This window comes from Paraburkholderia franconis (assembly GCF_009362735.1).
Classification (GTDB): domain Bacteria; phylum Pseudomonadota; class Gammaproteobacteria; order Burkholderiales; family Burkholderiaceae; genus Paraburkholderia; species Paraburkholderia franconis.
On sequence record NZ_WHNP01000014.1, the window covers coordinates 127,854 to 153,282 of the forward strand.

The window sequence follows — 25,429 nt, forward strand, 5'->3', positions numbered from 1 at the left end:
GCAGGAGCAGTCATGGCAGTCAGCGTTTTCGATCTCTTCAAAATCGGCATCGGTCCGTCGAGTTCGCACACGGTCGGTCCCATGCGTGCAGCGCTGATGTTCGCGCAAGGGCTCGAGCGCGATGGGCTGCTCGACAACACGGCATCGGTTAAGGTGGATTTGTACGGCTCGCTGGGTGCAACGGGCAAGGGCCACGGCACCGATCGCGGCGTGATGCTCGGCCTGCTCGGCGATGCGCCCGATACCGTCGATCCCGATACGATCGCCGCGCGTCTCGAACAGGTTCGCACGTCGCGCACGCTCGCGCTGCTCGGCAAGCACGACATTCCGTTCGTGCAGAAGGAGCACATTTCGTTCTACCGGCAGGCGCTGCCGGAGCACCCGAACGGCCTCAAGCTGCGCGCCTTCGATGCGAACGGCGAGACGCTGCGCGAATCGACGTATCTGTCGGTGGGCGGCGGCTTCGTCGTGACGGCGGGCGCGCCGAATACGAAAGTGCTGTCGGCTGTCGGTCAGTTGCCGCATCCGTTCAGCACGGGCGCGGAACTGCTCGAGATGTGCAAGGCGACGGGCAAGAGCATCGCGCAACTGATGTGGGAAAACGAGTGCGCATGGCACAAGGAAGAAGAGACGCGCGCGGGCCTGCTGAAGATCTGGGACGTGATGCAATCGTGTGTCGCGCGCGGCTGCGGCATCAACAATCCGGACGCCAACGGCAACCTGCCTGGTCCGCTCCAGGTGAAGCGCCGCGCGCCGCAATTGTATCGCGCGCTGACGGGCAATCCGGAACGCGCATTGCAGGACCCGCTGTCGATGGTCGACTGGATCAACCTGTACGCGATCGCCGTGAACGAAGAGAACGCAGCGGGCGGACGCGTGGTCACGGCGCCGACCAACGGCGCGGCGGGCATCATCCCCGCTGTGCTGCACTACTACACGCGCTTCATGCCGAACGCGAACCAGCAAGGCGTGTTCGACTTCCTGATGACGGCGGCCGCCATCGGCATTCTGTACAAGCTGAACGCGTCGATCTCCGGCGCGGAAGTCGGCTGCCAAGGCGAAGTGGGCGTCGCGTGCTCGATGGCGGCGGGCGCGCTCGCGGCCGTGATGGGCGGCACGCCGCTGCAAGTCGAGAATGCCGCTGAAATCGGCATGGAGCACAATCTGGGCCTCACGTGCGATCCCGTCGGCGGCATGGTGCAGATTCCGTGCATCGAGCGCAACGCGATGGCTTCCGTGAAGGCGGTGAACGCGGCGCGTATGGCGCTGCGCGGCGACGGCAGTCACTACGTGTCGCTCGATTCCGTCATCAAGACGATGCGCGAAACGGGCGCCGACATGAAAACCAAGTACAAGGAGACGTCGCGCGGCGGGCTTGCGGTGAACATCATCGAATGTTGATCGCATGTTGATGCCGCTTTTACGAATGACATCGGCGCGGGTCTCGGCGTAAGCTGTCGAAGCTCTTCTGACTGGAGGTGTCTTCGCAATGTCGCTGTCTTCCGATGCTTCATCTATGACAACTGGCGCGCGGCTCATGGTCGACGCGCTGTTGACGCATGGCGTCGAGCGCGTGTTCTGCGTGCCCGGCGAAAGTTTTCTGGCGGTGCTCGATTCGCTGCACGACGAGACTTCGCGGATTCAGACGGTCGTGTGCCGTCACGAGGCGGCGGCGGCCAACATGGCTGAAGCCGTCGGCAAACTGACGGGCCGTCCCGGCGTGGCAATCGTCACGCGCGGCCCGGGCGCGACGCACGCATCTATCGGCGTGCACACGGCGTTTCAGGACTCGACGCCGATGATCCTGCTGATCGGCCAATGCGCGCGCGAGCATCTCGATCGCGAGGCGTTCCAGGAAATCGACTATCGACGCATGTTCGGACAGATGGCGAAGTGGGTCGCGCAAATCGACGACCCGCGCCGCATTCCCGAGTACATGAGCCACGCGTTCCATACGGCGACATCGGGCCGGCCTGGTCCCGTCGTGCTGTCGCTGCCTGAAGACGTCCTGAGCGAAGCATGTGCCGTGATGCCGGGCGCGCCGGCATATCAACGCGTGGCCGCGGCGCCGGCGCCGCAGCAGATCGAACGGCTGCGCGGCCTGCTGGAAGGCGCGAAAAAGCCGATGGTCATTGCAGGCGGCAGCGGCTGGACGCCGCAAGCGTGCGACGACTTGCGCACGTTCATCGAAAACTGGCAGTTGCCCATTGGCCTCGCATTCCGCTTTCAGGACACGCTCGACAACGAGCACGCGAACTATGCGGGCGATGTGGGCCTCGGCATCAATCCCGTGCTCGCGAAGCGCATTCAGGATGCGGACGTGCTGCTCGCACTCGGCCCGCGCCTCGGCGAAGCGACGACGGGCGGCTATACGCTGCTCGACATTCCGAAGACGAAGCAGACGCTGATCCACGTTCATCAAGGCGCGGAAGAACTGGGCCGCGTCTATGCGGCCGATCTCCCGATCGTCTCCGGCATGCCGGAAATCGCATCGATGCTCGCGGCACTCAAGCCATCGGCGAAGCTGGCCTGGGAAGGCACGGCAAAAGAGGCGCACGACGCGTACCTCGAATGGCGCAAGCCACGCGCGATCCCCGGCGACGTCCAGCTTGGCGAGATCATGCAGCAACTGCGCGAGCATCTGCCGAAGGACGCGATCCTCACTAACGGCGCGGGCAACTACGCGACGTGGCTGCACCGGCATTTCGCGTACCGTCATTTCCGTTCGCAGTTGGCACCGACGAGCGGCGCGATGGGCTACGGCGTTCCCGCTGCGATCGCGGCGAAGTCGATGTATCCGGACAGAACGGTCGTCGCGTTTGCAGGCGACGGCTGTTTCATGATGTCGTCGTCCGAGCTTGCGACGGCGATGCAGTACGAACTGCCCGTGATCTTCATCGTGGTGAACAACAGCCACTACGGCACGATCCGGATGCATCAGGAGCGGCACTATCCCAACCGCGTCCACGGAACGGGCCTGACGAACCCGGACTTCGCGGCATTCGCGGAGTCGTTCGGCGCGCACGGCGAAACGGTGGAGCGAACGGAAGACTTCATGCCTGCGTTCAAGCGCGCGCAAGAATCGAAGAAGCCTGCCGTCATCGAAATCCGCATGCTGCAGGAAGCGAGCACGCCGGGCGCGACGCTCGAACAGATTCGCGCGCAGGGTAGAAAGTTGCGCGGAGAGTGATGCAGGCGCGCACAAGTGCGCGCACGACCGGCGGCATACGCGGCATAAAAACAAAAAGCCTCGCAGAGCAAAAACTCTGCGAGGCTTTTATCAATCGATCAGCCAGCAGCGCTCAGTCAACAACAACCGGGCGCCGCACGGCTTAACGGCGATTACTTGCCGCCCACGCTTTGCAGCGTCGTCCACTTGCCATCGACGACCTTGTACAGCGTGATGCCGCCGTTCTTCAGATCGCCCTTCGTATCGTAGGCCAGATCCTTGGTCGTCACAGCAGACATGTTGGTCTTCGCGAGGATGGGCAGGTACTTGGCCGGATCCGTCGAGTTCGCTTTCTTCATCGCGTCGAACATTGCCATTGCGCCGTCGTAGGCGTACGGCGAGTACGTCTGAACGTCTTCACCGAAGCGCTTCTTGTACTTCGCGACATAGTCCTTGCCGCCCGGCATTTCTTCCAGCGGCAGACCCGCCAGCGAAGCCACCGTGCCGTTAGCCGCATCGCCTGCGATTTGCAGGAACGTCGGCGTGTGCACCATCTCGCCGCCCATCAGCGGAGCCTTGATGCCCAGCGTCTTCATCTGCTTGACCATCGGTGCGGCCTGCGAATCGGCGCCGCCGTAGTAGATCAGATCCGGCTGGACCGACTTCAGCTTCGTCAGGATCGACTTGAAGTCGACAGCCTTGTCGTTCGTGAACTCACGATCGACGATCGTTCCGCCCGCAGCCTTCGCAGCCTTCTCGAACTGGTCGGCGAGACCCTGGCCGTAAGCCGTGCGGTCGTCGACGATCGCGATCTTCTTCATGCCCAGGTTCTTCACCGCGAACGTGCCCGCGACGGAGCCTTGCTGCGTGTCCGAGGTCATCATGCGGAACGTCGTCTTGAAGCCTTGCTGCGTGTATTCCGGAGCCGTCGCCATCGCGATCTGCGGAATGCCCGCGTTCGCGTAGATGCGCGATGCCGGGATCGTCGTGCCCGAGTTGAAGTGGCCGAGCATGCCCTTGATGCCGTCGTCGACCAGCTTCTGCGCGACCGTCGTGCCCGTGCGCGGGTCAGCCTGATCGTCGGCCACGTCCAGCACGAAGTGAACCGGCTTGCCGCCGATCACCGGCTTCGTCGCGTTGATGTCTTCGACTGCGAGCGTGATGCCGTTCTGGAAGTCCTTGCCGTAGTGCGCCTGTGCGCCCGTCATCGGACCGGCGAAGCCGATTTTCACGTCTTCGGCCTGCTGTGCATGCGCAGCCCCCGCCAGCGACATGGTCGCGAACAGCGTCGCGCCTGCCAGCTTTTTCATCGTGTTTTGCATATCTTCTCCTTGGTACCAGGTGTGGACGGCGCGGTGATCGGGGTCGCCGTCTCGCGCCATTTTTTTTGAATCGATCAAACGAGGTTCGCTCAGCCGATCGTCATCAAATTCGCATTACCGCCTGCTGCTGCCGTATTCACGCTGACCGAACGTTCCGTCAACAGACGTTCGAGCGCGTAATCCTCGTCGCCGCTCTCCAGCGCGCGCGCCGCGACGCCCTGCACCGAGACGATCGGCCCCGCGCGCTTTGCGACATCCTTCACGAGCGTCAGCAGCTCGTCGCTGTCGCCTTCGAAGAGCACGGCATCGAACGATGCTTCGGCGTTCTTCTTCACGCTCGCGTGCTGCTTCAGCGTGGCGGGGAGCGCAGCATACAGCTGCTCGCCCGCAGCGCCTTCGAACAGCGCCTTGTTGCCCGTTGCGAGCGCCGCCGCGAACTGCACGCGCGCGCCGCTTGCCGTCGACGCGACGCACAGCACCGTGCCGCGCGCGCCGAGCGTGTACGTGTTGCGCTCGCCCGTCGGACCGGACAGCACGGCCGTCGCGCCCGCCGGGATGTGCGCGAGGTAGCCGTCGCAACGCGCGGCGAGCACCGGCTCGCGTTCCGCGATCAGCCAGTCGCGCAGCGCCGTCAGCGCAGCCGCCGGATTATCGCTTGTCGCGCCGCCGGGTGCACCATTCGATGCGCCATTGGATGCACCATTCGGCGCGCCTTGCGAAGCATCGATCATCAACGTCTGCGCGAGCGACTTCGGCAGACCGGCCGGACGTGTCGCGAGCAAACGCTGCAGATAGAGCGCGCCGCCCGCCTTCGGCCCCGTGCCCGACAGCCCTTCGCCGCCGAACGGCTGCACGCCCACGACTGCGCCGATCACGTTGCGATTCACGTAGATATTGCCCACGTGCGCGCGGCTGATCACATGCGCGATCGTTTCGTCGATACGCGTGTGGATGCCGAGCGTGAGTCCGTAACCCGTCGCGCGAATCTGTTCGAGCAGCTTGTCGAGCGCGCTGCGGCGATAACGCACGACATGCAGCACCGGACCGAATACTTCGCGCTTCAGTTCGTCGATGCTGTCGAGCTCGATCAGCGTCGGCGGCACGAACGTACCGGCTGCGCAGCCGTCCGGCGTCGGCAGCTGCGTGACCTTGCGGCCCTTCTCGCGCATCGCGGCGATGTGCGCATCGATACCGCGCTTCGCTTCCGCGTCGATCACGGGACCGACGTCGATCGACAGACGGTCCGGATTGCCGACGGCCAGTTCCTTCATCGCGCCCGTCAGCATTTCGAGCGTGCGGTCCGCGACGTCGTCCTGCAAACAGAGAACGCGCAGCGCGGAACAACGTTGACCGGCCGAATCGAACGACGATTGCAGCACGTCCGCAACCACCTGCTCGGCGAGCGCCGACGAATCGACGATCATCGCGTTCTGGCCGCCCGTTTCGGCGATCAGCGGAATTGGCTTGCCTTCGGGGTCGAGGCGGTTCGACAGCGTCTTGTTGATCAGGCGCGCGACTTCCGTCGAGCCGGTGAACATCACGGCACGCGTACGCGCATCGGCCACCAGAGCAGCGCCGACCGTTTCGCCATCGCCCGGCAGCAGTTGCACCGCGCCCGCCGGCACGCCCGCTTCGCGCAGAATACGCACGGCTTGCGCGGCGATCAGCGGTGTCTGCTCAGCGGGCTTCGCGAGCACGGTATTGCCCGCTGCGAGCGCAGCGGCCACCTGGCCCATGAAGATCGCGAGCGGGAAGTTCCACGGGCTGATGCACACGACAGGACCGAGCGGACGATGCGTGTCGTTCGAGAACTCGTCGCGAATCTGCGCCGAGTAGTAGCGCAGGAAGTCGATTGCTTCGCGGATTTCAGCGACGGCATTCGGCAGCGACTTGCCCGCTTCGCGCACGACGAGGCCCATCAGCGTGTGCATCTGCGCTTCGAGCAGATCGGCGGCACGCGTCAGGCAGTCGGCGCGCGCTTCGACGGGCGTCGCTTGCCAGATCGGCGCAGCGGCGACTGCATGCGCGAGCGCGGCGCTCACGTGCTCCGGCGTCGCTTCGACGACCGTGCCGACGAGGTCGCGATGATCCGACGGATTGCGCACGTCGCGTGCATTGCCGACGGCGATCTCGTTGTCTTCGAGCATCGGCGCGGCGCGCCACGGATGATTCGCGCTTGCCAGCAGCGCCGACGACAGCGACGCGAGACGATGCTCGTTCGACAGATCGAGGCCCATCGAATTGCTGCGTTCCGCGCCATACAGATTGCGCGGCAGCGGAATCTTCGCGTGCGGCGCGCCAAGCGGCATGATCTTCGACGCTTCTTCGATCGGATCGGCGACGAGTTCCTTTACGGGCACGCTTTCGTCAGCGATGCGGTTCACGAACGACGTGTTCGCGCCGTTCTCCAGCAGACGCCGCACGAGATACGCGAGCAGCGTTTCGTGCGTGCCGACGGGTGCATACACGCGGCACGGACGGTTCAGCTTTTCGCGGCCCGTGACTTCTTCGTACAGCGGCTCGCCCATGCCGTGCAGACACTGGAACTCATACTGGCCGGGATAGTAGTTGCCGCCCGCGAGGTGATAGATCGCCGAGAGCGAGTGTGCGTTGTGCGTCGCGAACTGCGGATAGACGGCATCGGGCGCGCCGAGCAGCTTCTTCGCGCACGCGAGGTACGACACGTCCGTGTAGATCTTGCGCGTGTACACGGGATAGCCTTCGAGGCCATCCACTTGTGCGCGCTTGATTTCCGTATCCCAGTACGCGCCCTTCACGAGGCGCACCATGATGCGGTGACGGCTGCGGCGCGCCAGATCGACGATGTAGTCGATCACGAACGGGCAGCGCTTCTGATACGCCTGCACGACGAAGCCGATGCCGTTCCAGCCTTGCAGTTCGGGATCGAAGCACAGCGCTTCGAGCAGATCGAGCGAGATTTCGAGGCGGTCCGCTTCTTCCGCGTCGATGTTCAGGCCGATGTCATAGCGGCGCGCGAGAATCGCGAGCGCGCGCACGCGCGGCAGCAGCTCGCTCATCGTGCGTTCCTGCTGCGAGCGTGAGTAGCGCGCATGCAATGCCGACAGCTTGATCGAAATGCCCGGGCCTTCGTAGATGCCACGGCCGCCCGCAGCCTTGCCGATCGCGTGGATCGCCTGCTCGTACGATGCGTAGTAGCGTTGCGCGTCGGCTTCCGTCGTCGCGGCTTCGCCGAGCATGTCGTACGAATAGCGGAAACCGCGTGCTTCGAACTTGCGGCTGTTCGCGAGCGCTTCGGAGATGTTCTCGCCCGTGACGAACTGCTCGCCCATCAGGCGCATCGCCATGTCGACGCCCTTGCGGATCAGCGGCTCGCCACCCTTGCCGATCATGCGCGTCAACGCCGACGACAGACCCGTTTCGCTATTCGTCGTCACCAGCTTGCCGGTGATCATCAGGCCCCAGGTTGCGGCGTTCACGAACAGCGACGGCGCGTGGCCGACGTGCGAGCGCCAGTCGCCCTTGCTGATCTTGTCGCGGATCAGCGCGTCTCGGGTCGCGCGGTCGGGAATGCGCAACAGCGCTTCGGCGAGACACATCAGCGCGACGCCTTCCTGGCTCGACAGCGAGAACTCGTGGATCAGCCCTTCGACGCCGCCGCCCGAACGCTTGCCGCGCAGCGCTTCGACGAGACGCGTGGCCATCGCCTGCACGTCGCTCGCGATGTTCGCGGGCAGACGCGCCTGGCCGATCAGGAACGGCACGCACTCGGGCTCGGGGCGACGGTAAGCCGCCGTGATCGCCGCGCGCAGCACCGACTGCGGCTGCACGCTCTGCGCGAATTCGAGGAACGGATGTGATGCGTCGCTCTCGTCGGAATCGGCGGCGGCACCGTCGGCCAGCTCGGTTGCGCCGTGATGGCCCGACAGTTCGGCGGGCAGCTGACCGTGCTCGATCTTCTCGAGGTAAGCGAAGATCGCCTGCTTGATCAGCCAGTGCGGAGTGCGTTCGAGACGCGTGGCGGCATCTTTCAGCCGGGTACGCAAAAGGTCGTCGACCTTGACGCCAAGGGTGGTGCTCGCCATGTTTCCTTCTTCATGTGCCGGGCAGACGCCGGCCAAAGACTAAAAAGTTGGCCGAATCGTACCCCTCTCAATAAAAAGGTGCAACCAGTTCGATGAATCGGTTGCACCCTTCATCGAGCCTTGCTGCACAAGGGTTTGCAGTCGAAGTGCACCGTTCCCATGCACGCGGTTGCGCTCGGTGTTTTCCCTGGATCGGTTTTGTTTCGACGCACCCTTATCGAAAGCCGAATCGCGCCGTTATACCGGTCATCAAGTGCGCGGCGACGCACGGTACGGGATTCCGAAGTCTCGCTAAAATGGGGTGGCCAGAATGGAAAAGTGGATCGTGGTAACGGGGATCTGGATGATGTTCGCGTCGTGCATGGTGCTGTTCATCCGTGGCGCCACCGGCGCGTCGCGTAACGCGTTGGAGCCCGTTGAAGTGAAAGATGACGAGCGCGATGTGAAGCAGCCGGAGTCGTTTCGGGTCTGAGGGCCTGGCGCGTCTTTCAAGCTGGCGAAACGGCGACGCGAGCGCGCCTTTGACAGACGGAGCGCTCGCCGCCTGACAGGTCAGCAGTGCCGGGGCGAGAACCGGTTGCAATTGTCGCGAGGCGCGACAAGCCGATCGTGCACGACACACAGCCGGCTATCGGCAACGCTCGCGCCGAATCCCGAACCGAAGACAGCGAGGCCCGGAATGCTCTGCTCAAGTGAATGCCGATCGTCGGCGCGGAACCGGCAGTCCGCGCAGCAAGGGCGGCGCGCGCCGGGCTGCGCACCGATGTTGTCGTCGAGAACGGCGGGTGCGCTCACGAGCCCTGTCCCAAGCTATTCCAATACGGTGCGAACACGTGCGCGGACAGCGCGTAGCCGATGGCGATATTGACGGCCACGCCGACGGTGAACGCGATAAACGGCTTCACGCCCGTCGCCGTCAGCGAACGGATGCGGGTCGTCAGCCCGATGCTGAAGAAGCAGAAGATGAACGCCCATGTGCGCAGCGCGGTAATCGGCGCGACGAACTCCGGCGTGACCACCTTGCGATAGTCGGCGAGCGAGTAATGGCTCGCGATCCACGTGACGAGCGCCGACGCGATCACGAAGCCGATCACGAATTTAGGAAAGCGCGCCCAGACTTCGCGCGCATCGGCTTTCGCTGCAACGCCGTTTTCGCCGGATTCCCAGCGCGTCGTCGCGACGATCGCCAGCAGGAAAGCCCAGATGCCGATCCAGATGTCGCGGCCCACCACCTTCATCAACGTGAACGCCTGAAGCGACGCCTCCGGCGCGCCCCCCAATCGCGCTGCCCGCGTGCTTCGCGAAGTCGCCGTAGGCTTGCGCGGCGGCGATTCCCGCTGCGTCGGCGAATTCGGAGGTGCCGATCCATGCGCCCGCAACGGCCGTCGATAGCCCGAGCGAACGCGACACGAATGGCAGCACGAAGATCATCACGATCGCCCACAGGATCACGAGCGTGATCGCCACCGACGCATGCTCGCGCTTTGCGCGCACCGCGCCCGCGATCGCGATCGACGCCGATACGCCGCACACCGCGCCGCCGACGCCGAGCACGGCGGCAAAGCGCTTGTCGAGTCCGAGCGCCTTGGCGGCGAAGAAAATCACGAAGAACGTGACGAGCGAGACGATCGTCGCCTGTCCGACGGCGACGGGGCCCGCCCAGACGAGCAGCGTGAACGGCAGCGTCGCGCCGAGCAGCACGATGCCGACCTTGATGTAAAACTCGACGCGCAATCCCGCCGAGAACCACTCGGGCAGGCGGAAGACATTCGAAATCAGGAGCCCCAGCGCGAGCGCGACGAGCGGCGGTTCGAGGTTGTACTTCGATGCATTGGCCCACGCGCCCACTTCGAAGATCAGGATCGACGCGACGAACAGGATTGCGAACGACGGCAAAAAGTGCGCGACCCGTTGCTTGAGCGCGGAAAGGCTCACACCGAACAGCGCGGCAAACACGATGAAAAGCGCGACATAGTTCGGCAGATGCTTCGCGAAGTCCTTCCCGGCCGCGCCGAGGTCCGACCATTTGGCGGGCGCCGTCGCGAGCCATTTGATGCTGCTGCCCGACGCGAACAGCGCCCACGCGACGACGATCACCAGCAGGCCGACCCACACGGCCCACCAGTCCTCCGTCGAGAAAAGTCCGCCGCCGCGCGCGGTGGGTGCGGGTTGCGATGGCTGCGCGCCAGCCGGCAACGTATGTTTCGTGTCGCTCATTGCATTGCCCCGGTAGAAGAGGTTGCGGCGCGAAAGCGTTGTCGATTGTTATGAAATATGCGCCGATCCGGCGAAATATAGTCGAGCGAAAACGCGAAACGAAACGACCTTTTGCTCTATCGATATGACTTGAAGGGATTTGCACGCAGATGCGCGCAAGAAGGGGGCGGTGAGTGGGCGGCTAGATGTCGAGAGGATCGACCTCGATGCTCCAGCGCAGCACGCCTTTGATCGTGCCCAGCGCGGGTTGCCATGCGCGTAACGTCGCCTGCAGCGCCGCGCGCGACGCGCTTTCGATCAGCAACTGCGCGCGATGCACATGCATCACCTTGACGATGGTGAGCGGCACGGCGTCGTAGACCGTCACGCGCGCGGCGGCGGGAATGTCGGCGAGCGCCGCCGCGGCCTGTTGCAGGAAGGTGAGCGAGGCGTCGAGCGTGCGCCCCTCGGCGCGCAGCATCGCCTGATAGACGAATGGCGGCAAATGCGCGTCGCGGCGCTCGGCAAGCGTCGAATTGGCGAAGCCGATGTAATCGTGGCGAGCCAGCGCGTGATACAGCGCGTGCCGCGCATAGCGCGTCTGCACGAGCACTTCGCCCGGCAGTCCGGCGCGGCCCGCGCGGCCGCTCACCTGCATCAGCTGCGCGAAAAGCCGTTCGCTCGCCCGGAAGTCGTGCGAGAAGAGCGCGGTGTCGGCGTTCAGCACGCCGACCAGCGACACGCGCCGGAAATCGTGCCCCTTCGCGATCATTTGCGTGCCGACGAGGATATCGATCTCGCCGGCATGAACATCGGAAAAAAGCGCTTGGGCGCTGCCTTTGCGGCGCGTGCTGTCGGCGTCGATGCGCAGGATACGCGCGCCCGGCACAGCGGTAGCCAGCGCCTCCTCGACGCGCTGCGTGCCGCGCCCGAGCGGCGCGAGATCGACGTTCCCGCATTCGGGGCACGAGCGCGGAATACGCGATTCCCAGCCGCAGTGGTGGCAGCGCAGTGTGCGTTCGGGCTTGTGCAGCACGACGTAGGCGCTGCAGCGCGGACAGCCCGCGACCCAGCCGCATGCATCGCAGGCGAGTTGCGGCGCGTAGCCACGGCGGTTCAGGAACACGAGGCTTTGCTCGCCGCGTTCGAGGCGCGTTTTTAGCGCCGCGATCAGCGGCCCGGACAGTCCGTCGACGGATGCGCGTCCGCGCCGCCGTTCGTCCTCGAGGTCGATGAGCCGGACGGTCGGCAGCGCCGCTTCAGCGACGGCGCGACGCGACAACGTCAGCCGCTTGTAGCGCCCCTGCTCGACCTGCCACCAGCTTTCCAGCGACGGCGTCGCCGATCCCAGCACGACGGGCACGCCAAGCTGCTTCGCGCGCCAGACCGCGAGATCGCGCGCCGAATAGCGCAAGCCTTCCTGTTGCTTGTACGCGGGGTCGTGCTCCTCGTCGACGACGATGATCGACAGATGCGGCAGCGACGCCAGCACGGCGAGCCGCGTGCCGAGCACGATGCGCGCGCGCCCTGTGTGCGCGGCGAACCAGTTGCGGGCGCGCTCGCCTTCGGCCAGGCCGCTGTGCAAGGTGACGATCGCTGTATCGTCCATCGACGCGAAGCGCGCGCGGAACGCTGCCTCGAACTGCGGCGTCAGGTTGATCTCCGGCACGAGCACGAGCGCCTGTGCCTGCGGATTCGCCGCCAGCAGCGCCGCCAGCGCGCGCAGATACACCTCCGTCTTGCCGCTGCCCGTCACGCCGTGCAGCAGAAATGGCGCGAAGCCTTGCGCGTCGCAGATCGCTTCGACGGCGGCTGTTTGTTCGTCGGTGAGCGTCGGCAGCGTTGAGTTTTGCGGGGCGTGATGCTGTGGAGGAAGCGGTGCGGCGGGATCGATCACATCGAGCGCGACCCAGCCTTCGGCTTGCCACGCTTCGAGCGTCGCGGTGGCCTTTGGATGCAGGGTGCGGGCATCGGCGCCAGGCAGCGACTCCACTTCCGCCAACGCCGCAGCAAGACGGCGCAGCGCGCTCGCGCGGGCGGGCAGCGCGTCCGGCAACGCGGCGCGGCCCGCGGGCAGCAAACGGTAATGCTCTTCGGGCGCGAGCAGCCGCGCCCAGCGCGCCGCGTCGCGCAATGCCTGGGGCAGCGCCGGCAACGCGACTTCGCCGACACCGCGCCGGTAGTAATCCGCGGCAAACTGCGCGAGTTGCAGCCAGTGTCCGGAAAGCGGCGGGCACGCGGCGCATACGCCGGCCACCGACTTCAGACGGTCGGGCGGCACCTCACTGTGAGCGGTCACTTCGGCGATAAGCCCTACCACGTGGCGCTTTCCGAACGGCACGCTGACGAGCATTCCCGGCGCCGGCGACAGCGCGACGTCGCAGCGGTAGTCGAAAAGCGTCGGCAGCGGATGATCGAGCGCGACGCGGACGTAAGTGCCCGTCAGATCGTCGATCCGCATAGCCGCCGTTCCTCGGGACGGTTATTCACAGGCTGGCAGCCCCTGGCGTCACACTTAAAGTAAAACTTCAATTTCGGCGCTAAGTTTTGAATTTGCATCGACAATTGCGCCCCGGCCGCCCCGCCTGTGGATAACTTTGTTGAGAACTCGGCTCGAATGCGCCGAAGACCGCGCCACGCGGGCCTCTCTGTGGGATAGCGCACATTTGTCTTAAGATCCGCGAAGCCTTGTCACTCAAGGGATTGGTCGAAAATCCACGATTTTTTCGAGCATGATGCGACAATCAATCCCTCTACTGCGGCGCAACGTGACAAATGTGCATAAGTCAAGTCTTGACAACGTCGAGAGCGCCATTGGGCGGCCTATGGAACGCTAATTTCCCCTTTGGCCGACAGCCCGCGTCGCTGCGTCGCAACAAAATCGTCACATTGCGATGAGCCCGCCCTATGCCGGTTGGTTGCCGGCCGCCGCACGAATCGCGCGGCTGTGCCGATGCACTTCGTCGACCAGCTCGGCGACGTGTTCCGGCGGCGTGAACTGCGAAATGCCGTGCCCCAGATTGAAGACGTGGCCGGGATAGTTGCCGAAACTGTCGAGGACCGCGCGCGCCTCGATGCGAATCGTCGACGGCGGCGCGAACAGCACGGAAGGATCGATGTTGCCCTGTAGCGCGACCTTGCAGCCGACGCGCTCTCGCGCCTTGCCCAGATTGACTGTCCAGTCGAGTCCGACGGCATCGACGCCCGTCGCCGCGATCTCGTCGAGCCACAGGCCGCCGCCTTTGGTGAAGGTGATCACGGGCACGCGGTTGCCGTCGTGTTCGCGCTTCAACTGGCTCACCGCCTGCTGAATATAGTGCAGCGAGAAACGCTGATAAACGCCATCCGCGAGCGCGCCGCCCCACGTATCGAAGATCATCACGGCTTGCGCGCCCGCTTCGATCTGCGCATTCAGATAGGCGGCGACTGCTTTCGCATTGACATCCAGAATGCGATGCATCAGATCCGGGCGGGCGTAGAGCATCGACTTGACGGTTCTGAAGTCGTCCGAGCCGCCGCCTTCGACCATGTAGCACGCGAGCGTCCACGGGCTGCCCGAAAAGCCGATCAGCGGCACGCGCTGACGGCCTTGCGCGTCGGTGAGCGCGGTGCGGATCTGACGCACGGCATCGGTGACGTAGCGCAGCGTGCTGTCGATATCCGGCACTGCGAGGCGCGCAACATCGTCCTCGGTGCGCACGGGGCGCGCGAATTTCGGACCCTCGCCCACCTGGAAATCGAGACCGAGACCCATCGCGTCGGGGATGGTGAGGATATCGGAGAAAAGAATCGCCGCGTCCAGCGGATAGCGGTCGAGCGGCTGCAACGTGACTTCCGTCGCGTAGTCGGGATTCTTCGCGAGTCCGAGGAAACTGCCTGCGCGGCTGCGCGTCGCGTTGTATTCCGGCAAATAGCGCCCTGCCTGGCGCATCAGCCAGATCGGCGTGTAGTCGGTCGGCTCGCGCAGCAGCGCGCGCAGGAAAGTGTCGTTGAGGAGGTTGTGGGCCACGTCGCTTGCAATTGAAGGCAAAGCGGCATTTTAACCGTTGAGCGTCGGCAGGAACCTGCGTAATCCCCGCAATCGCTGTTTGTCCTATGCCTTCCTGCCGATGGTCACAGATAGTTGCGCGGGCTATTATCCGTTCCGTTGATCCACAAAAAACAACGATAGAGGAGATTCAATGAAGAAAAATGCCCTGCTTCTCGCCGCTGCACTGTGCTGCGCCGGCGCGGCCCATGCGCAAAGTGCCGCATCCGCTCCCGCCCCCGTAACCTCGACGTCACGCCTCGACGAAATCACGGCACGGGGCACGCTGCGGGCCTGCACGACGGGCGACTATAAGCCGTACTCGTTCTACAAGCAGGACGGGCAGTTCGAAGGCATCGACATCGACATGACCGAATCGCTCGCCAAATCGCTCGGCGTCAAGGCGGAATTCGTGAAGACGTCATGGTCCAATCTGATGAGCGACTTCGTCGCGAAGTGCGACGTGGCCGTGGGTGGCGTATCGACCACGCTGGACCGACAGAAGCGCGCGTTCTTTACGGAGGCGTACCAGGTGGACGGCAAGACGCCTATCGTACGCTGCGACGACGTCAGCAAGTACCAGACGGTCGCGCAGATCGATCAACAGTCCACGCGCGTGATCTTCAATCCGGGCGGCACCAACGAGCGCTTCGCGCGTCAGTTCTTCCAGCACGCGAATCTCACTGTGTATCCGGATAACGTGACCATCTTCAAGCAGATTCTCGCGGGCAAGGCCGACGTGATGGTAACGGATGCGTCCGAGACGCTCCTGCAGCAGAAGCTCAACCCCGGGCTGTGTTCCGTGCATCCGGACAAGCCGTTCCAGTATGGGGAAAAGGCGTGGATGGTGCCCCGCGGCGACGTCGTGTTCCAGCAATACGTCGATCAGTGGCTGCATCTCGCGCGAGCAAGTGGCGAGTATCAAGCCATTTCGGACAAGTGGCTGAAGTAAGCCAACGCAAGCCGAGTTTATGACGGCCGGGCAGTCGTACTTACCTGTTGGGACGTGAGGCTGCCTCCGTCCGCCATGAGCAATGTTTACGGCTCGTCCGGCGAGCAACAAGTCCGACCGGGATGATCAGCTGATTCCGCGTTGCAGCAATATGCGGCAGTGCAGGCAAACACGAGTTTCAAACAGGTGCGACCCGAATCGGTATGAACATTCGGGCCCGCCGTTCTGCACTGCACGTAATCCTGTGCGGAGGCGAGTTTGCTCGCCAGGATGCAATGCAACACGCGCTGCGAATGCCGGGCCAGAATGGGGCGAAATGGACTGAAAAGTATCGGTAATAATTGCGCTTAAATCGCTTTGCTATCGCAATAAATCCCGCTGCGCCTTATCTGACGGGCGTTACAACCTGAAACACTTTGTTACCGCGCGAGCGAAGTAATTCGCCCACAATGCCTTTCACGGGTTCAGCACGGATGCGGCCGGGTAGTAGTGTCTTCGGACACCTCGACGGCTGGTCGGCGTAAGCGCCGAAGCTCTCTTACCAGGGGCATCTCTGCTGGAGTCGTGATCGGCGTCGATCGCGCCGGTTGATCGCGATTCCTCCAATGGTCTCCTCGCGCTAACCCCGTAGCGTGTGGTTTTTAGCGGGCTCCAGGCCCGCTTTTTTTTTATCTCGCCAAACGTTTGCGCACCATCCGTCCGCGTGTGCGAATCGGCATCTTCCCCTTCGAAGCAAAACGCCGTGTGGTTTGCACACGGCGTCGAATGTTCGTTCCCAATGGCGCGACGCGCCGTCAGGCCGTCTTGTCTTCCTTGAGGTGAAGTTCGCTGATCATCCGTTCGCGCATCACGAACTTCTGGACCTTGCCCGTGACGGTCATCGGCAGTTCATCGACGAAGCGGATGTATTTCGGAATCTTGTAGTGCGCGATCTGGCCGCGGCAAAATTCCTGCACTTCCTCGGCCGTGAGATGCTCGCCGCCGCGCAGGACGATCCATGCGCACACTTCTTCGCCGTACTTCGCGTCGGGCACGCCAAACACCTGAGCGCTCTGAATCTTTGGGTGTCTGAAAAGAAATTCCTCGATCTCTCTCGGATAGATGTTCTCGCCGCCACGGATCAACATGTCCTTCAAACGGCCGACGATATTGCAGTATCCCTCGGCGTCGATCGTAGCGAGGTCGCCCGTGTGCATCCAGCCGTCAACGACGCTTTCGCGCGTTTTCGCTTCATCGTCCCAGTAGCCTTTCATCACCGAATAGCCGCGGGTACATAGCTCGCCCGTTTCGCCGACACGCACGATGTTCCCGAGTGCATCAACCACTTTCACTTCGAGGTGCGGCTGAATGCGGCCGACGGTTGTCGTCCGTTTATCCAGCGGATCGGTCGTCGAACTTTGGAATGACACCGGACTCGTCTCGGTCATCCCATAAGCGATCGTGATTTCGGCCAGATGCATTTGCGAGACGACGCGTTTCATCGTCTCGATCGGGCATGGCGAGCCAGCCATGATGCCGGTGCGCAGCCGCGACAGATCGAAGGTCGCGAAGTCGGGGTGGTCGAGTTCGGCGATGAACATCGTTGGCACGCCATGGAGCGCGGTGCATCTTTCCTCGGCGACGGCCGCCAGCGTCGCGCCGGGCTCGAATGCTTCGCCCGGGAAGACCATCGCGGCGCCCACCGACACGCAGGCCAGCACGGCCAGCACCATGCCGAAGCAGTGATAAAGCGGCACCGGAATGCACAACGAGTCCTGCTCGGTCAGCCGCATCGCCATCGCGATATAGCGCGCATTGTTCACGACGTTCCGGTGCGTCAACGTCGCGCCCTTCGGATTTCCTGTCGTTCCGCTCGTGAACTGGATGTTGATCGGGTCATTGGCGTCAAGCGTTGCGCCGATTGCGCCGAGTTTCGCAGGATCGTATGCGATTCGGCCACGCTCAATGACATCCGAAAACGTCAGCATGCCCGGTGTCTCCGCATCGCACATGCGGATCACGATGCGCAGGTCCGGAAGGCGCGCGGCGTGGAGGTCTCCGGGGGTGGCAGTCGCCAGTTCGGGCGCCAGTTCCTGAAGCATCTGCAGGTACATCGACGACTTGAATTTTTCGGCCGAAATAATCGCTTTGCAGCCGACCTTGTTCAGCGCGTATTCGAGCTCGGCAAGACGATAAGCGGGATTGATGTTGACGAGAACGGCGCCGATCCGCGCCGTTGCGAACTGCGTCATCAGCCATTCGACGCGGTTCGGCGACCAGATGCCGACGCGATCGCCTTTCTGAATGCCCAGGTCCAGCAATCCCGCAGCCAACGTATCGACTTCTTGTAGAAACTCCGTCCAATTCCAGCGAATCTGCTGCTCGCGAAACACCACGGCGGGACGTTCGGGGAAGCGCCGAGCGATATCGACGAGAAACTGACCGACCGTCGATTCGCTAAGCGGTACGTCCGTCGAACCGCGCACGTATGACAGCCCGTCCTTCGGCTCGATGATTGCGCCCTCTCCTGCAGCTTGCGTTGCCATGGTGGTGTCTCCAGAGGTGAATCACTGTATTGAGATGAGTTTGCGACCGATTTTGCCCCGGTCGTAGACCGACCGGCATCAAGTCTTACCCGCAGCTTTCCAGCTGTTCGAGCATTGCCGGTATGATTTTGCTGACCTTTCCGTAAACGTCAAGTAGCAGACAAAAAAAGCAGCCACGAGGGCTGCTTTTCGAACGATGCTGCTTAGTGCTGTCCGCGCAGCTTGCGCAGACGCTGGATCGCGGCCAGCTGTGCCGTCGCATACGCGAGTTCCGCTTGCGCGGTCGCATATTCGAGGTTCGAGCCGGTGTTCTGCAGCGCTTCTTCCGCGCGCTTGCGAGCCTGCTCGGCCTTCGCTTCGTCGAGATCCTTTCCGCGGATCGCCGTGTCGGCCAGAACCGTTACTGCGCCGGGTTGGACTTCGAGAATACCGCCGGCGACGAAGACGAACTCCTCTTCGCCGTTTTCAGCTTCGATACGCACCGCACCCGGACGAATCCGCGTGATGAGCGGCGTGTGGCCCGGCAGAATGCCGAGCTCGCCCGCTTCGCCCGGGAGCGCAACGAACTTCGCCTGGCCCGAGAAGATTTCCTCTTCCGCGCTGACGACGTCTACCTTGATGGTTGCCATTGATGTCGACTCCTGGTTGAGTGTAGGACGAGGCGCCTGCTTTGTGCGTCGGCCGTCTTGCGACAGCCACCGCGTGCGAGCCGGCGCCCGCTTCGATACACCCAGCCTTTACTGGATCTTCTTGGCCTTTTCGAAGGCTTCGTCGATCGTGCCGACCATGTAGAACGCCTGCTCCGGCAGGTGATCGCACTCACCGTCGACGATCATCTTGAAGCCACGGATCGTTTCCTTCAGAGGCACGTACTTGCCCGGCGAGCCCGTGAACACTTCAGCAACGTGGAACGGCTGCGACAAGAAACGCTGGATCTTACGAGCGCGCGCGACCGACAACTTGTCTTCCGGCGACAGTTCGTCCATGCCCAGAATCGCGATGATGTCGCGCAGTTCCTTGTAGCGCTGCAGCGTCTGCTGAACGCTGCGCGTGATCGTGTAGTGCTCTTCGCCGATCACGTGCGGGTCGATCTGACGCGAGGTCGAATCGAGCGGGTCCACGGCCGGGTAGATACCCAGCGAAGCGATGTCACGCGACAGAACGACGGTTGCGTCCAGGTGGCCGAAGGTCGTTGCGGGCGACGGGTCAGTCAAGTCGTCAGCAGGGACGTACACGGCCTGAACCGACGTGATCGAGCCTGTCTTGGTCGACGTAATACGCTCTTGCAGCTTACCCATTTCTTCAGCCAGCGTCGGCTGATAGCCCACTGCCGACGGCATACGGCCCAGCAGTGCCGACACTTCCGTACCGGCCAGCGTGAAACGGTAGATGTTGTCGACGAAGAACAGCACGTCGAGGCCTTCGTCGCGGAAGTGCTCGGCCATCGTCAGGCCCGTCAGCGCGACGCGCAGACGGTTGCCCGGCGGCTCGTTCATCTGACCGTACACCAGCGCGACCTTGTCGAGAACGTTCGAGTCCTTCATTTCGTGGTAGAAGTCGTTCCCTTCACGGGTACGCTCGCCCACGCCCGCGAACACGGAGTAACCGCCGTGCTCCTTCGCGATGTTGTTGATGAGCTCCATCATGTTGACGGTCTTGCCCACGCCAGCACCGCCGAACAGTCCCACCTTACCGCCCTTCGCGAACGGGCAGATCAGGTCGATAACCTTGATACCCGTTTCGAGCAGTTCCGTCGACGGCGACAGTTCGTCGAACGCCGGCGCCTTCTGGTGGATCGAGCGCATGTTGTCGCTCGAGATCGGGCCCGCTTCGTCGATCGGACGGCCAAGCACGTCCATGATGCGGCCCAGCGTCGGCTTGCCAACGGGCACGCTGATCGGCTTCGCGGTGTTCTTCACCATGACGCCGCGGCGCAGGCCATCCGACGAACCCAGACAGATGGTACGGACAACGCCGTCGCCCAGCTGCTGCTGGACTTCGAGCGTCAGTTCCGAACCTTCGAGAATGAGCGCGTCGTAAACCTTCGGCATGTGCTCACGCGGGAATTCCACGTCGATCACCGCGCCGATGCACTGTACGATCTTGCCTTCTACCAAAGCAGTAGTACTCATCGCTTTTCCTTTAAATACTCAATTCTTCACTCGCGCAACGGCGCAGTTTCGGTGGACTCGCCAGAAGGCGCTCCCGCGTGTCGACGTCAGCGTCAGACTGCCGCGGCGCCACCGACGATTTCCGACAGTTCCTTCGTGATCGCTGCCTGACGGCTCTTGTTGTACGAGAGCTGCAGTTCGTTGATGACCGTCTTCGCGTTGTCCGAAGCGGCCTTCATTGCGACCATCCGCGCCGACTGTTCCGACGCCATGTTTTCCGCGACGGCCTGATAGACCAGCGCTTCGACATAACGCACCAGCAGTTCGTCGACGACGGTTTGCGCGTCCGGCTCGTAGATGTAGTCCCACGACGTATTCGGCGTCGGGCTACCCTTCTCGTCCTTGCGCTCGAACTGTTCCGCCGACAGCGGCAGCAGTTGCTCGATCACAGGCTCCTGCTTCATCGTGTTGACGAAGCGCGTGTACGCGAGATACACAGCCGAGAGCTTGCCTTCCGAGTACATGTCGAGCTGAACCTTCACAGCGCCGATCAGCTTTTCGAGGTGCGGCGTATCGCCCAGCTGCACGACGTTCGACACGACCTTTGCGCGCAGGCGGTTCAGAAAACCCAGACCCTTGCCGCCGATTGCCGTCGCTTCGAGCGTCTTGCCCTGACCTTCCAGCTCCTTGAACTTCTGGAGCGAAGCGCGCAGCACGTTCGTGTTCATACCGCCGCACAAACCCTTGTCAGTCGTGACAAGGATGAAGCCTACCGATTTCGCGCCATCGTTCGTCACCATGAACGGATGACGATACTCCGGGCTCGCACTGCTCATGTGCGCAGCGATATCGCGGACCTTGTCGGCGTACGGGCGAGCAGAGCGCATGCGCTCCTGAGCGCGGCGCATCTTGGATGCGGCCACCATCTCCATCGCTTTCGTGATCTTGCGCGTGTTTTGCACGCTCTTGATCTTGCCGCGAATTTCCTTCATTCCAGCCATTGCTTGCTCCTTGATCGAAGCAGCGCGGACGCATTTGCATGCACCGAGCGCTGCTTCAAGGTCCGTTTATGCCTTGCGGATCACTCGCGGATCAATAAGCGCCCGACTTCTTGAAGTCCTTGAGTGCGGCGTGCAGCGCGCCCTCGTCGTCCTTCGACAAGTCCTTGTTGTCTTCGATGCGCTTGACCAGGTCAGCATGCTTCGACTTCAGGAATTCGCGCAGGCCCTTTTCGAAAGGCAGCACTTGCGAAACTTCCAGATCGTCGAGGTAGCCGTTGTTCGCTGCGAACAGCGACACCGACAGTTCCCACACTTGCAGCGGCTGGTATTGCGGCTGCTTCAGCAGTTCCGTCACGCGGCGGCCACGCTCCAGCTGCTTGCGGGTTGCTTCGTCGAGGTCCGATGCGAACTGCGCGAACGCTGCCAGTTCACGGTACTGCGCGAGGTCAGTACGGATACCGCCCGACAGCTTCTTCACGACCTTCGTCTGAGCCGCACCACCGACGCGCGACACCGACACGCCAGCGTTAATAGCCGGGCGGATACCTGCGTTGAAGAGGTCGGTTTCCAGGAAGATCTGGCCGTCCGTAATCGAGATCACGTTCGTCGGAACGAACGCCGTCACGTCGCCGGCTTGCGTTTCGATGACGGGCAGTGCCGTCAGCGAGCCGCTCTTGCCCTTCACTTCGCCGTTCGTGAACTTCTCGACGTACTCTTCCGAGACGCGAGCAGCACGTTCCAGCAGACGCGAGTGCAGATAGAACACATCGCCCGGGTAAGCTTCACGGCCCGGCGGGCGGCGCAGCAGCAGCGAGATCTGACGATATGCCCAAGCCTGCTTGGTCAAGTCGTCGTAGACGATCAGCGCGTCCTGGCCGCGGTCGCGGAAGTATTCGCCCATCGTGCAGCCGGCGTACGGCGCGAGATACTGCATCGCTGCCGATTCCGAAGCCGAAGCGGCGACGACGATCGTGTATTCCATCGCGCCCGTTTCTTCGAGCTTGCGAACCACGTTCATGATCGACGAAGCCTTCTGGCCGATCGCGACGTAGATACAGATCAGGTCCTTGCCCTTCTGGTTGATGATCGAGTCGACAGCGACAGCCGTCTTGCCGCACTGGCGGTCGCCAATGATCAGCTCACGCTGGCCACGGCCGATCGGCACCATCGAGTCGATCGACTTCAGACCCGTTTGCACCGGCTGCGACACCGACTTACGCCAGATCACGCCCGGAGCAATCTTTTCGATTGCGTCGGTCATCTTCGCGTTGATCGGGCCCTTGCCGTCGATCGGGTTGCCCAGTGCGTCGACCACGCGGCCGATCAGTTCCGGACCCACCGGCACTTCGAGAATGCGGCCCGTCGTCTTGACGATGTCGCCTTCCGAGATGTGTTCGTATTCACCCAGAATCACCGCGCCGACCGAGTCGCGCTCGAGGTTCAGCGCGAGACCGAACGTGTTGCCCGGGAATTCGAGCATTTCGCCCTGCATCACTTCCGACAGGCCGTGGATACGCACGATACCGTCGGTCACGGAGATCACGGTGCCCTGGTTGCGAACGTCTGCGCTCGCTTCAAGGCCCTGGATCCGGCTCTTGATCAGCTCGCTGATCTCAGAGGGATTGAGTTGCATTATTCGCTCCTGATAGTCAATTCTGTTGCGTGCCAGCCGCCACAACCACTCGAGGGCTTCAGGCGGTCAGAGCCGTCTGCATGCTGGCGAGCCGCGCGCGGACCGAGGTATCGAGCACTTCGTCGCCGACCGTCACGCGAACGCCGCCGATCAGCGACGGGTCCACTTGAACCGTCGGCTTCAGCTTGCGTTTGAATTTGCGTTCGAGGCTCGCGACGACGTCGTCCAGCTGCGCACCTTCAAGGGGGAATGCGCTGACGATCAGCACATCGGCCGCACCTTCGCGGGCGTTCTTCAACTCTTCGAACTGCGTGGCGATTTCCGGCAAGAGCGGCAGACGATGATTGTCGACCAGCATCTGGACCAGATTCTTCGCCTGCGCATTGTCCTTGAGCGGCGATTTCAGCGCGGCGAGCAGCAGGTCGCTGATCTGCGCACGGCTGACTTTCGGGCTCGAGGCAATCGACAGCACTTCGGGCAGACGCGCAACCTGTGCCAGCTCCTGCACGAGCGTGGACCAGGCGGCGATGTCACCAGCTTCGGCCACGCCAAACAGCGCTTCTGCGTACGGACGGGCGATGGTTGCAAGTTCGGCCATGATCAGAGCTCGGCTTTGAGTTGATTCAGCAGGTCGGCGTGAGCCGCCTGGTTGACTTCGCGCTTCAGGATCTGCTCGGCACCCTTCACGGCGAGCGCGGCGACTTCACCACGCAGCGCTTCACGCGCCTTCACGACCTGCTGTTCGGCGTCGGCTTTCGCCTGAGCGATGATGCGCGCCGCTTCAGCTTGCGCCTGTGCCTTGATTTCGTCGGCGACCGCGACTGCACGCTTTTCGGCGTCAGCGATACGTTGCTGGCCGTCATTGCGTGCCTGAGCGAGTTCCTGGTCGACGCGCTTGTGCGCGGCTTCGAGTTCCAACTTGCCCTTTTCAGCGGCCGACAGACCATCGGCGATCTTCTTCGAGCGCTCGTCGAGGGCGTTGATCAGCGGCGGCCACACGAACTTCATCGTGAACCACGCGAGGATCAGGAACACGACCATTTGCGCAAACAGGGTTGCGTTGAGATTCACGGTGTTTCCTTAAACGTTGCTTGATCGGAGGGGGAAACGGCAAGGCGCTCATCGATTCAGTGCTCGATCAGCGCCTTAGTGCCCGTTCCGCTTTGCGCCTTATCAGTTATAGGTCAGGCGCACACTTCCGAGGAACCTCAGCCTGCCAGCTTCGACAGCAGCGGGTTCGCGAACGCAAACAGCATTGCCACACCAACGCCAATCAGGAACGCCGCGTCGATCAGACCAGCAAGCAGGAACATCTTGGTTTGCAGCGGGTTCATCAGTTCCGGCTGGCGAGCGCATGCCTCGATGTACTTGCCGCCCATCAGGCCGATACCGATACAGGCGCCGATTGCACCCAGGCCGATGATGATGCCGATACCGATGGCGGTCAGACCCTGGATGTTGGCGATGAAAGCTTGCATGATCACTCCTTGTGAAAAGTCTTTTTGGAACTGGGATTTAAAAAACTACGATTCTTAAAGCTAGATTCTTTCTTGACGCGCCGGGTTAGTGAGCGTCGTGTGCCTGGCCGATATACACCAGCGTCAGCATCATGAAAATGAACGCCTGCAGCAGAACGATCAGGATGTGGAAGATCGCCCACACGCTGCCCGCGATCACGTGGCCGATGAAGCCAAGCACCGTCGTGTCCGCACCGAAGTTCCAGATGCTGCCCAGCAGGGCAATCAGCAGGAACAGCAGCTCGCCCGCGTACATGTTGCCGAACAGCCGCATGCCGAGGGAAACCGTCTTCGCGACGAACTCGATGATGTTCAGTGCAAGGTTCGGGATCCACAGCAGCGGATGCGCGCCGAACGGAGCGGACAGCAGCTCGTGCACGAAGCCGCCGGCGCCTTTGATCTTGAAGTTGTAGTAAATCATCAGCACGAACACGCCCAGTGCGATGCCGATCGTGCCATTCAGGTCGGCCGTCGGAACGATGCGGTGGTGCGAGATGACACCCGACAGACCGAGCAGGTCGATCACGCGGCCCGGCAAGTCGACGGGAAGAAAGTCGAGGGAGTTCATCAGCGCGACCCAGACGAACACGGTCAGCGCGAGCGGCGCGATGAAAGCGCGGTTGCCGTGGATCATCGACTTCGATTGATCCTCGACCATTTCAACCAGCATTTCGACTGCGCACTGGAAGCGGCCCGGAACGCCGGACGTCGCCTTACGCGCGGCAAGACGCAGGACCAGGACTGTAATGAGACCGCATACGATCGACCAGAAGAGCGTATCGAGATTCCAGACGTGGATGTCGAAGATCGACGTCTGATGAGCGGTGGAAAAATTCTGCAAGTGGTGCGCAATGTACTCGGACGGATCCAGAGCGCGCGTTCCTTCGCTAGCTGCCATATCGTTAATGCCAC

The 25,429-nt window shown here is 62.7% G+C and carries 17 protein-coding genes and 1 pseudogene; 4 read left to right on the top strand and 14 right to left on the bottom strand.

Annotation, left to right across the window (positions count from 1 at the left end; all coding sequences use genetic code 11):
* Positions 1–12 precede the first annotated feature (12 nt).
* Together GCT13_RS17365 and GCT13_RS17370 are read left to right on the top strand one after the other, a co-directional pair.
* Positions 13–1,401 (top strand): L-serine ammonia-lyase, encoded by a 1,389-nt coding sequence (locus GCT13_RS17365; RefSeq protein WP_152760165.1) that lies wholly within the window; start codon positions 13–15, stop codon positions 1,399–1,401.
* A gap of 88 nt (positions 1,402–1,489) precedes the next feature.
* Positions 1,490–3,190: a thiamine pyrophosphate-binding protein gene (locus tag GCT13_RS17370; RefSeq protein ID WP_152760167.1), complete on the top strand. Its 1,701-nt coding sequence runs from the start codon at positions 1,490–1,492 to the stop codon at positions 3,188–3,190.
* A gap of 152 nt (positions 3,191–3,342) precedes the next feature.
* Here the strand turns inward: GCT13_RS17370 and GCT13_RS17375 are convergent, their stop codons facing one another.
* Together GCT13_RS17375 and putA are read right to left on the bottom strand one after the other, a co-directional pair.
* Positions 3,343–4,491 carry a branched-chain amino acid ABC transporter substrate-binding protein gene (locus GCT13_RS17375; protein WP_152760169.1) on the bottom strand — a complete coding sequence of 383 codons (1,149 nt, stop codon included), beginning with the start codon at positions 4,489–4,491 and terminating at the stop codon, positions 3,343–3,345.
* Positions 4,492–4,580: 89 nt separating this feature from the next.
* Complete coding sequence (gene putA, locus GCT13_RS17380) at positions 4,581–8,555, bottom strand: trifunctional transcriptional regulator/proline dehydrogenase/L-glutamate gamma-semialdehyde dehydrogenase (protein WP_152760171.1); 3,975 nt, start codon at positions 8,553–8,555, stop codon at positions 4,581–4,583.
* A gap of 310 nt (positions 8,556–8,865) precedes the next feature.
* Between putA and GCT13_RS48390 the strand changes: the two genes are divergently transcribed.
* On the top strand, positions 8,866–9,027 hold the full coding sequence (locus GCT13_RS48390) for a hypothetical protein (protein ID WP_193727685.1): 162 nt from the start codon (positions 8,866–8,868) through the stop codon (positions 9,025–9,027).
* A gap of 319 nt (positions 9,028–9,346) precedes the next feature.
* On the opposite strand, the pseudogene GCT13_RS17390 reads toward GCT13_RS48390, so the two are convergent.
* From GCT13_RS17390 to hemE, 3 genes and pseudogenes are all read right to left on the bottom strand, one after another.
* A pseudogene (locus GCT13_RS17390) lies at positions 9,347–10,772 on the bottom strand (YeiH family protein).
* Between the two features lie 181 nt (positions 10,773–10,953).
* Positions 10,954–13,212 carry a primosomal protein N' gene (locus tag GCT13_RS17395; protein ID WP_152760173.1) on the bottom strand — a complete coding sequence of 753 codons (2,259 nt, stop codon included), beginning with the start codon at positions 13,210–13,212 and terminating at the stop codon, positions 10,954–10,956.
* A gap of 444 nt (positions 13,213–13,656) precedes the next feature.
* On the bottom strand, positions 13,657–14,760 hold the full coding sequence (gene hemE / locus GCT13_RS17400; protein WP_321574421.1) for a uroporphyrinogen decarboxylase: 1,104 nt from the start codon (positions 14,758–14,760) through the stop codon (positions 13,657–13,659).
* 172 nt (positions 14,761–14,932) lie between these two features.
* On the opposite strand from hemE, the gene GCT13_RS17405 reads away from it, so the two are divergent.
* Entirely contained in the window at positions 14,933–15,730 is a 798-nt protein-coding gene (locus tag GCT13_RS17405; protein WP_152760177.1) for a transporter substrate-binding domain-containing protein, read from the top strand.
* Between the two features lie 794 nt (positions 15,731–16,524).
* Here GCT13_RS17405 and GCT13_RS17410 read toward each other — a convergent pair.
* From GCT13_RS17410 to atpB, 9 genes are all read right to left on the bottom strand, one after another.
* On the bottom strand, positions 16,525–18,255 hold the full coding sequence (locus GCT13_RS17410) for an AMP-binding protein (protein WP_152760179.1): 1,731 nt from the start codon (positions 18,253–18,255) through the stop codon (positions 16,525–16,527).
* 203 nt (positions 18,256–18,458) lie between these two features.
* A complete protein-coding gene (locus tag GCT13_RS17415; RefSeq protein WP_075155344.1) occupies positions 18,459–18,884 on the bottom strand; it encodes a F0F1 ATP synthase subunit epsilon in 426 nt (141 codons plus the stop codon).
* A 108-nt stretch (positions 18,885–18,992) separates the two neighbouring features.
* On the bottom strand, positions 18,993–20,387 hold the full coding sequence (gene atpD, locus GCT13_RS17420; protein ID WP_152760181.1) for a F0F1 ATP synthase subunit beta: 1,395 nt from the start codon (positions 20,385–20,387) through the stop codon (positions 18,993–18,995).
* Positions 20,388–20,479: 92 nt separating this feature from the next.
* Positions 20,480–21,367, bottom strand: coding sequence for a F0F1 ATP synthase subunit gamma (gene atpG / locus GCT13_RS17425; RefSeq protein WP_152760183.1), 888 nt, complete (start codon positions 21,365–21,367; stop codon positions 20,480–20,482).
* Between the two features lie 91 nt (positions 21,368–21,458).
* Positions 21,459–23,000 (bottom strand): F0F1 ATP synthase subunit alpha, encoded by a 1,542-nt coding sequence (gene atpA, locus GCT13_RS17430; RefSeq protein ID WP_090870614.1) that lies wholly within the window; start codon positions 22,998–23,000, stop codon positions 21,459–21,461.
* 58 nt (positions 23,001–23,058) lie between these two features.
* Positions 23,059–23,598, bottom strand: a complete 540-nt coding sequence (locus GCT13_RS17435) for a F0F1 ATP synthase subunit delta (RefSeq protein WP_152760185.1) — start codon at positions 23,596–23,598, stop codon at positions 23,059–23,061.
* Positions 23,599–23,600: 2 nt separating this feature from the next.
* Complete coding sequence (locus GCT13_RS17440; RefSeq protein ID WP_087738543.1) at positions 23,601–24,071, bottom strand: F0F1 ATP synthase subunit B; 471 nt, start codon at positions 24,069–24,071, stop codon at positions 23,601–23,603.
* A 137-nt stretch (positions 24,072–24,208) separates the two neighbouring features.
* Positions 24,209–24,478, bottom strand: coding sequence for a F0F1 ATP synthase subunit C (atpE, locus tag GCT13_RS17445; RefSeq protein WP_007180033.1), 270 nt, complete (start codon positions 24,476–24,478; stop codon positions 24,209–24,211).
* Between the two features lie 85 nt (positions 24,479–24,563).
* Positions 24,564–25,415 carry a F0F1 ATP synthase subunit A gene (gene atpB, locus GCT13_RS17450; protein ID WP_152760187.1) on the bottom strand — a complete coding sequence of 284 codons (852 nt, stop codon included), beginning with the start codon at positions 25,413–25,415 and terminating at the stop codon, positions 24,564–24,566.
* Positions 25,416–25,429: the final 14 nt, after the last annotated feature.

Excerpts from the sequence above, each read along its gene's own strand:
- atpE (WP_007180033.1), bottom strand. The coding sequence starts at position 24,478 with ATGCAAGCTTTCATCGCCAACATCCAGGGTCTGACCGCCATCGGTATC.
- GCT13_RS17435 (WP_152760185.1), bottom strand. The coding sequence starts at position 23,598 with ATGGCCGAACTTGCAACCATCGCCCGTCCGTACGCAGAAGCGCTGTTT.
- GCT13_RS48390 (WP_193727685.1), top strand. The coding sequence starts at position 8,866 with ATGGAAAAGTGGATCGTGGTAACGGGGATCTGGATGATGTTCGCGTCG.
- GCT13_RS17405 (WP_152760177.1), top strand. The coding sequence starts at position 14,933 with ATGAAGAAAAATGCCCTGCTTCTCGCCGCTGCACTGTGCTGCGCCGGC.
- atpB (WP_152760187.1), bottom strand. The coding sequence starts at position 25,415 with ATGGCAGCTAGCGAAGGAACGCGCGCTCTGGATCCGTCCGAGTACATT.
- atpA (WP_090870614.1), bottom strand. The coding sequence starts at position 23,000 with ATGCAACTCAATCCCTCTGAGATCAGCGAGCTGATCAAGAGCCGGATC.
- GCT13_RS17410 (WP_152760179.1), bottom strand. The coding sequence starts at position 18,255 with ATGGCAACGCAAGCTGCAGGAGAGGGCGCAATCATCGAGCCGAAGGAC.
- GCT13_RS17375 (WP_152760169.1), bottom strand. The coding sequence starts at position 4,491 with ATGCAAAACACGATGAAAAAGCTGGCAGGCGCGACGCTGTTCGCGACC.
- atpD (WP_152760181.1), bottom strand. The coding sequence starts at position 20,387 with ATGAGTACTACTGCTTTGGTAGAAGGCAAGATCGTACAGTGCATCGGC.
- GCT13_RS17365 (WP_152760165.1), top strand. The coding sequence starts at position 13 with ATGGCAGTCAGCGTTTTCGATCTCTTCAAAATCGGCATCGGTCCGTCG.
- GCT13_RS17415 (WP_075155344.1), bottom strand. The coding sequence starts at position 18,884 with ATGGCAACCATCAAGGTAGACGTCGTCAGCGCGGAAGAGGAAATCTTC.
- putA (WP_152760171.1), bottom strand. The coding sequence starts at position 8,555 with ATGGCGAGCACCACCCTTGGCGTCAAGGTCGACGACCTTTTGCGTACC.
- GCT13_RS17370 (WP_152760167.1), top strand. The coding sequence starts at position 1,490 with ATGTCGCTGTCTTCCGATGCTTCATCTATGACAACTGGCGCGCGGCTC.
- GCT13_RS17395 (WP_152760173.1), bottom strand. The coding sequence starts at position 13,212 with ATGCGGATCGACGATCTGACGGGCACTTACGTCCGCGTCGCGCTCGAT.
- atpG (WP_152760183.1), bottom strand. The coding sequence starts at position 21,367 with ATGGCTGGAATGAAGGAAATTCGCGGCAAGATCAAGAGCGTGCAAAAC.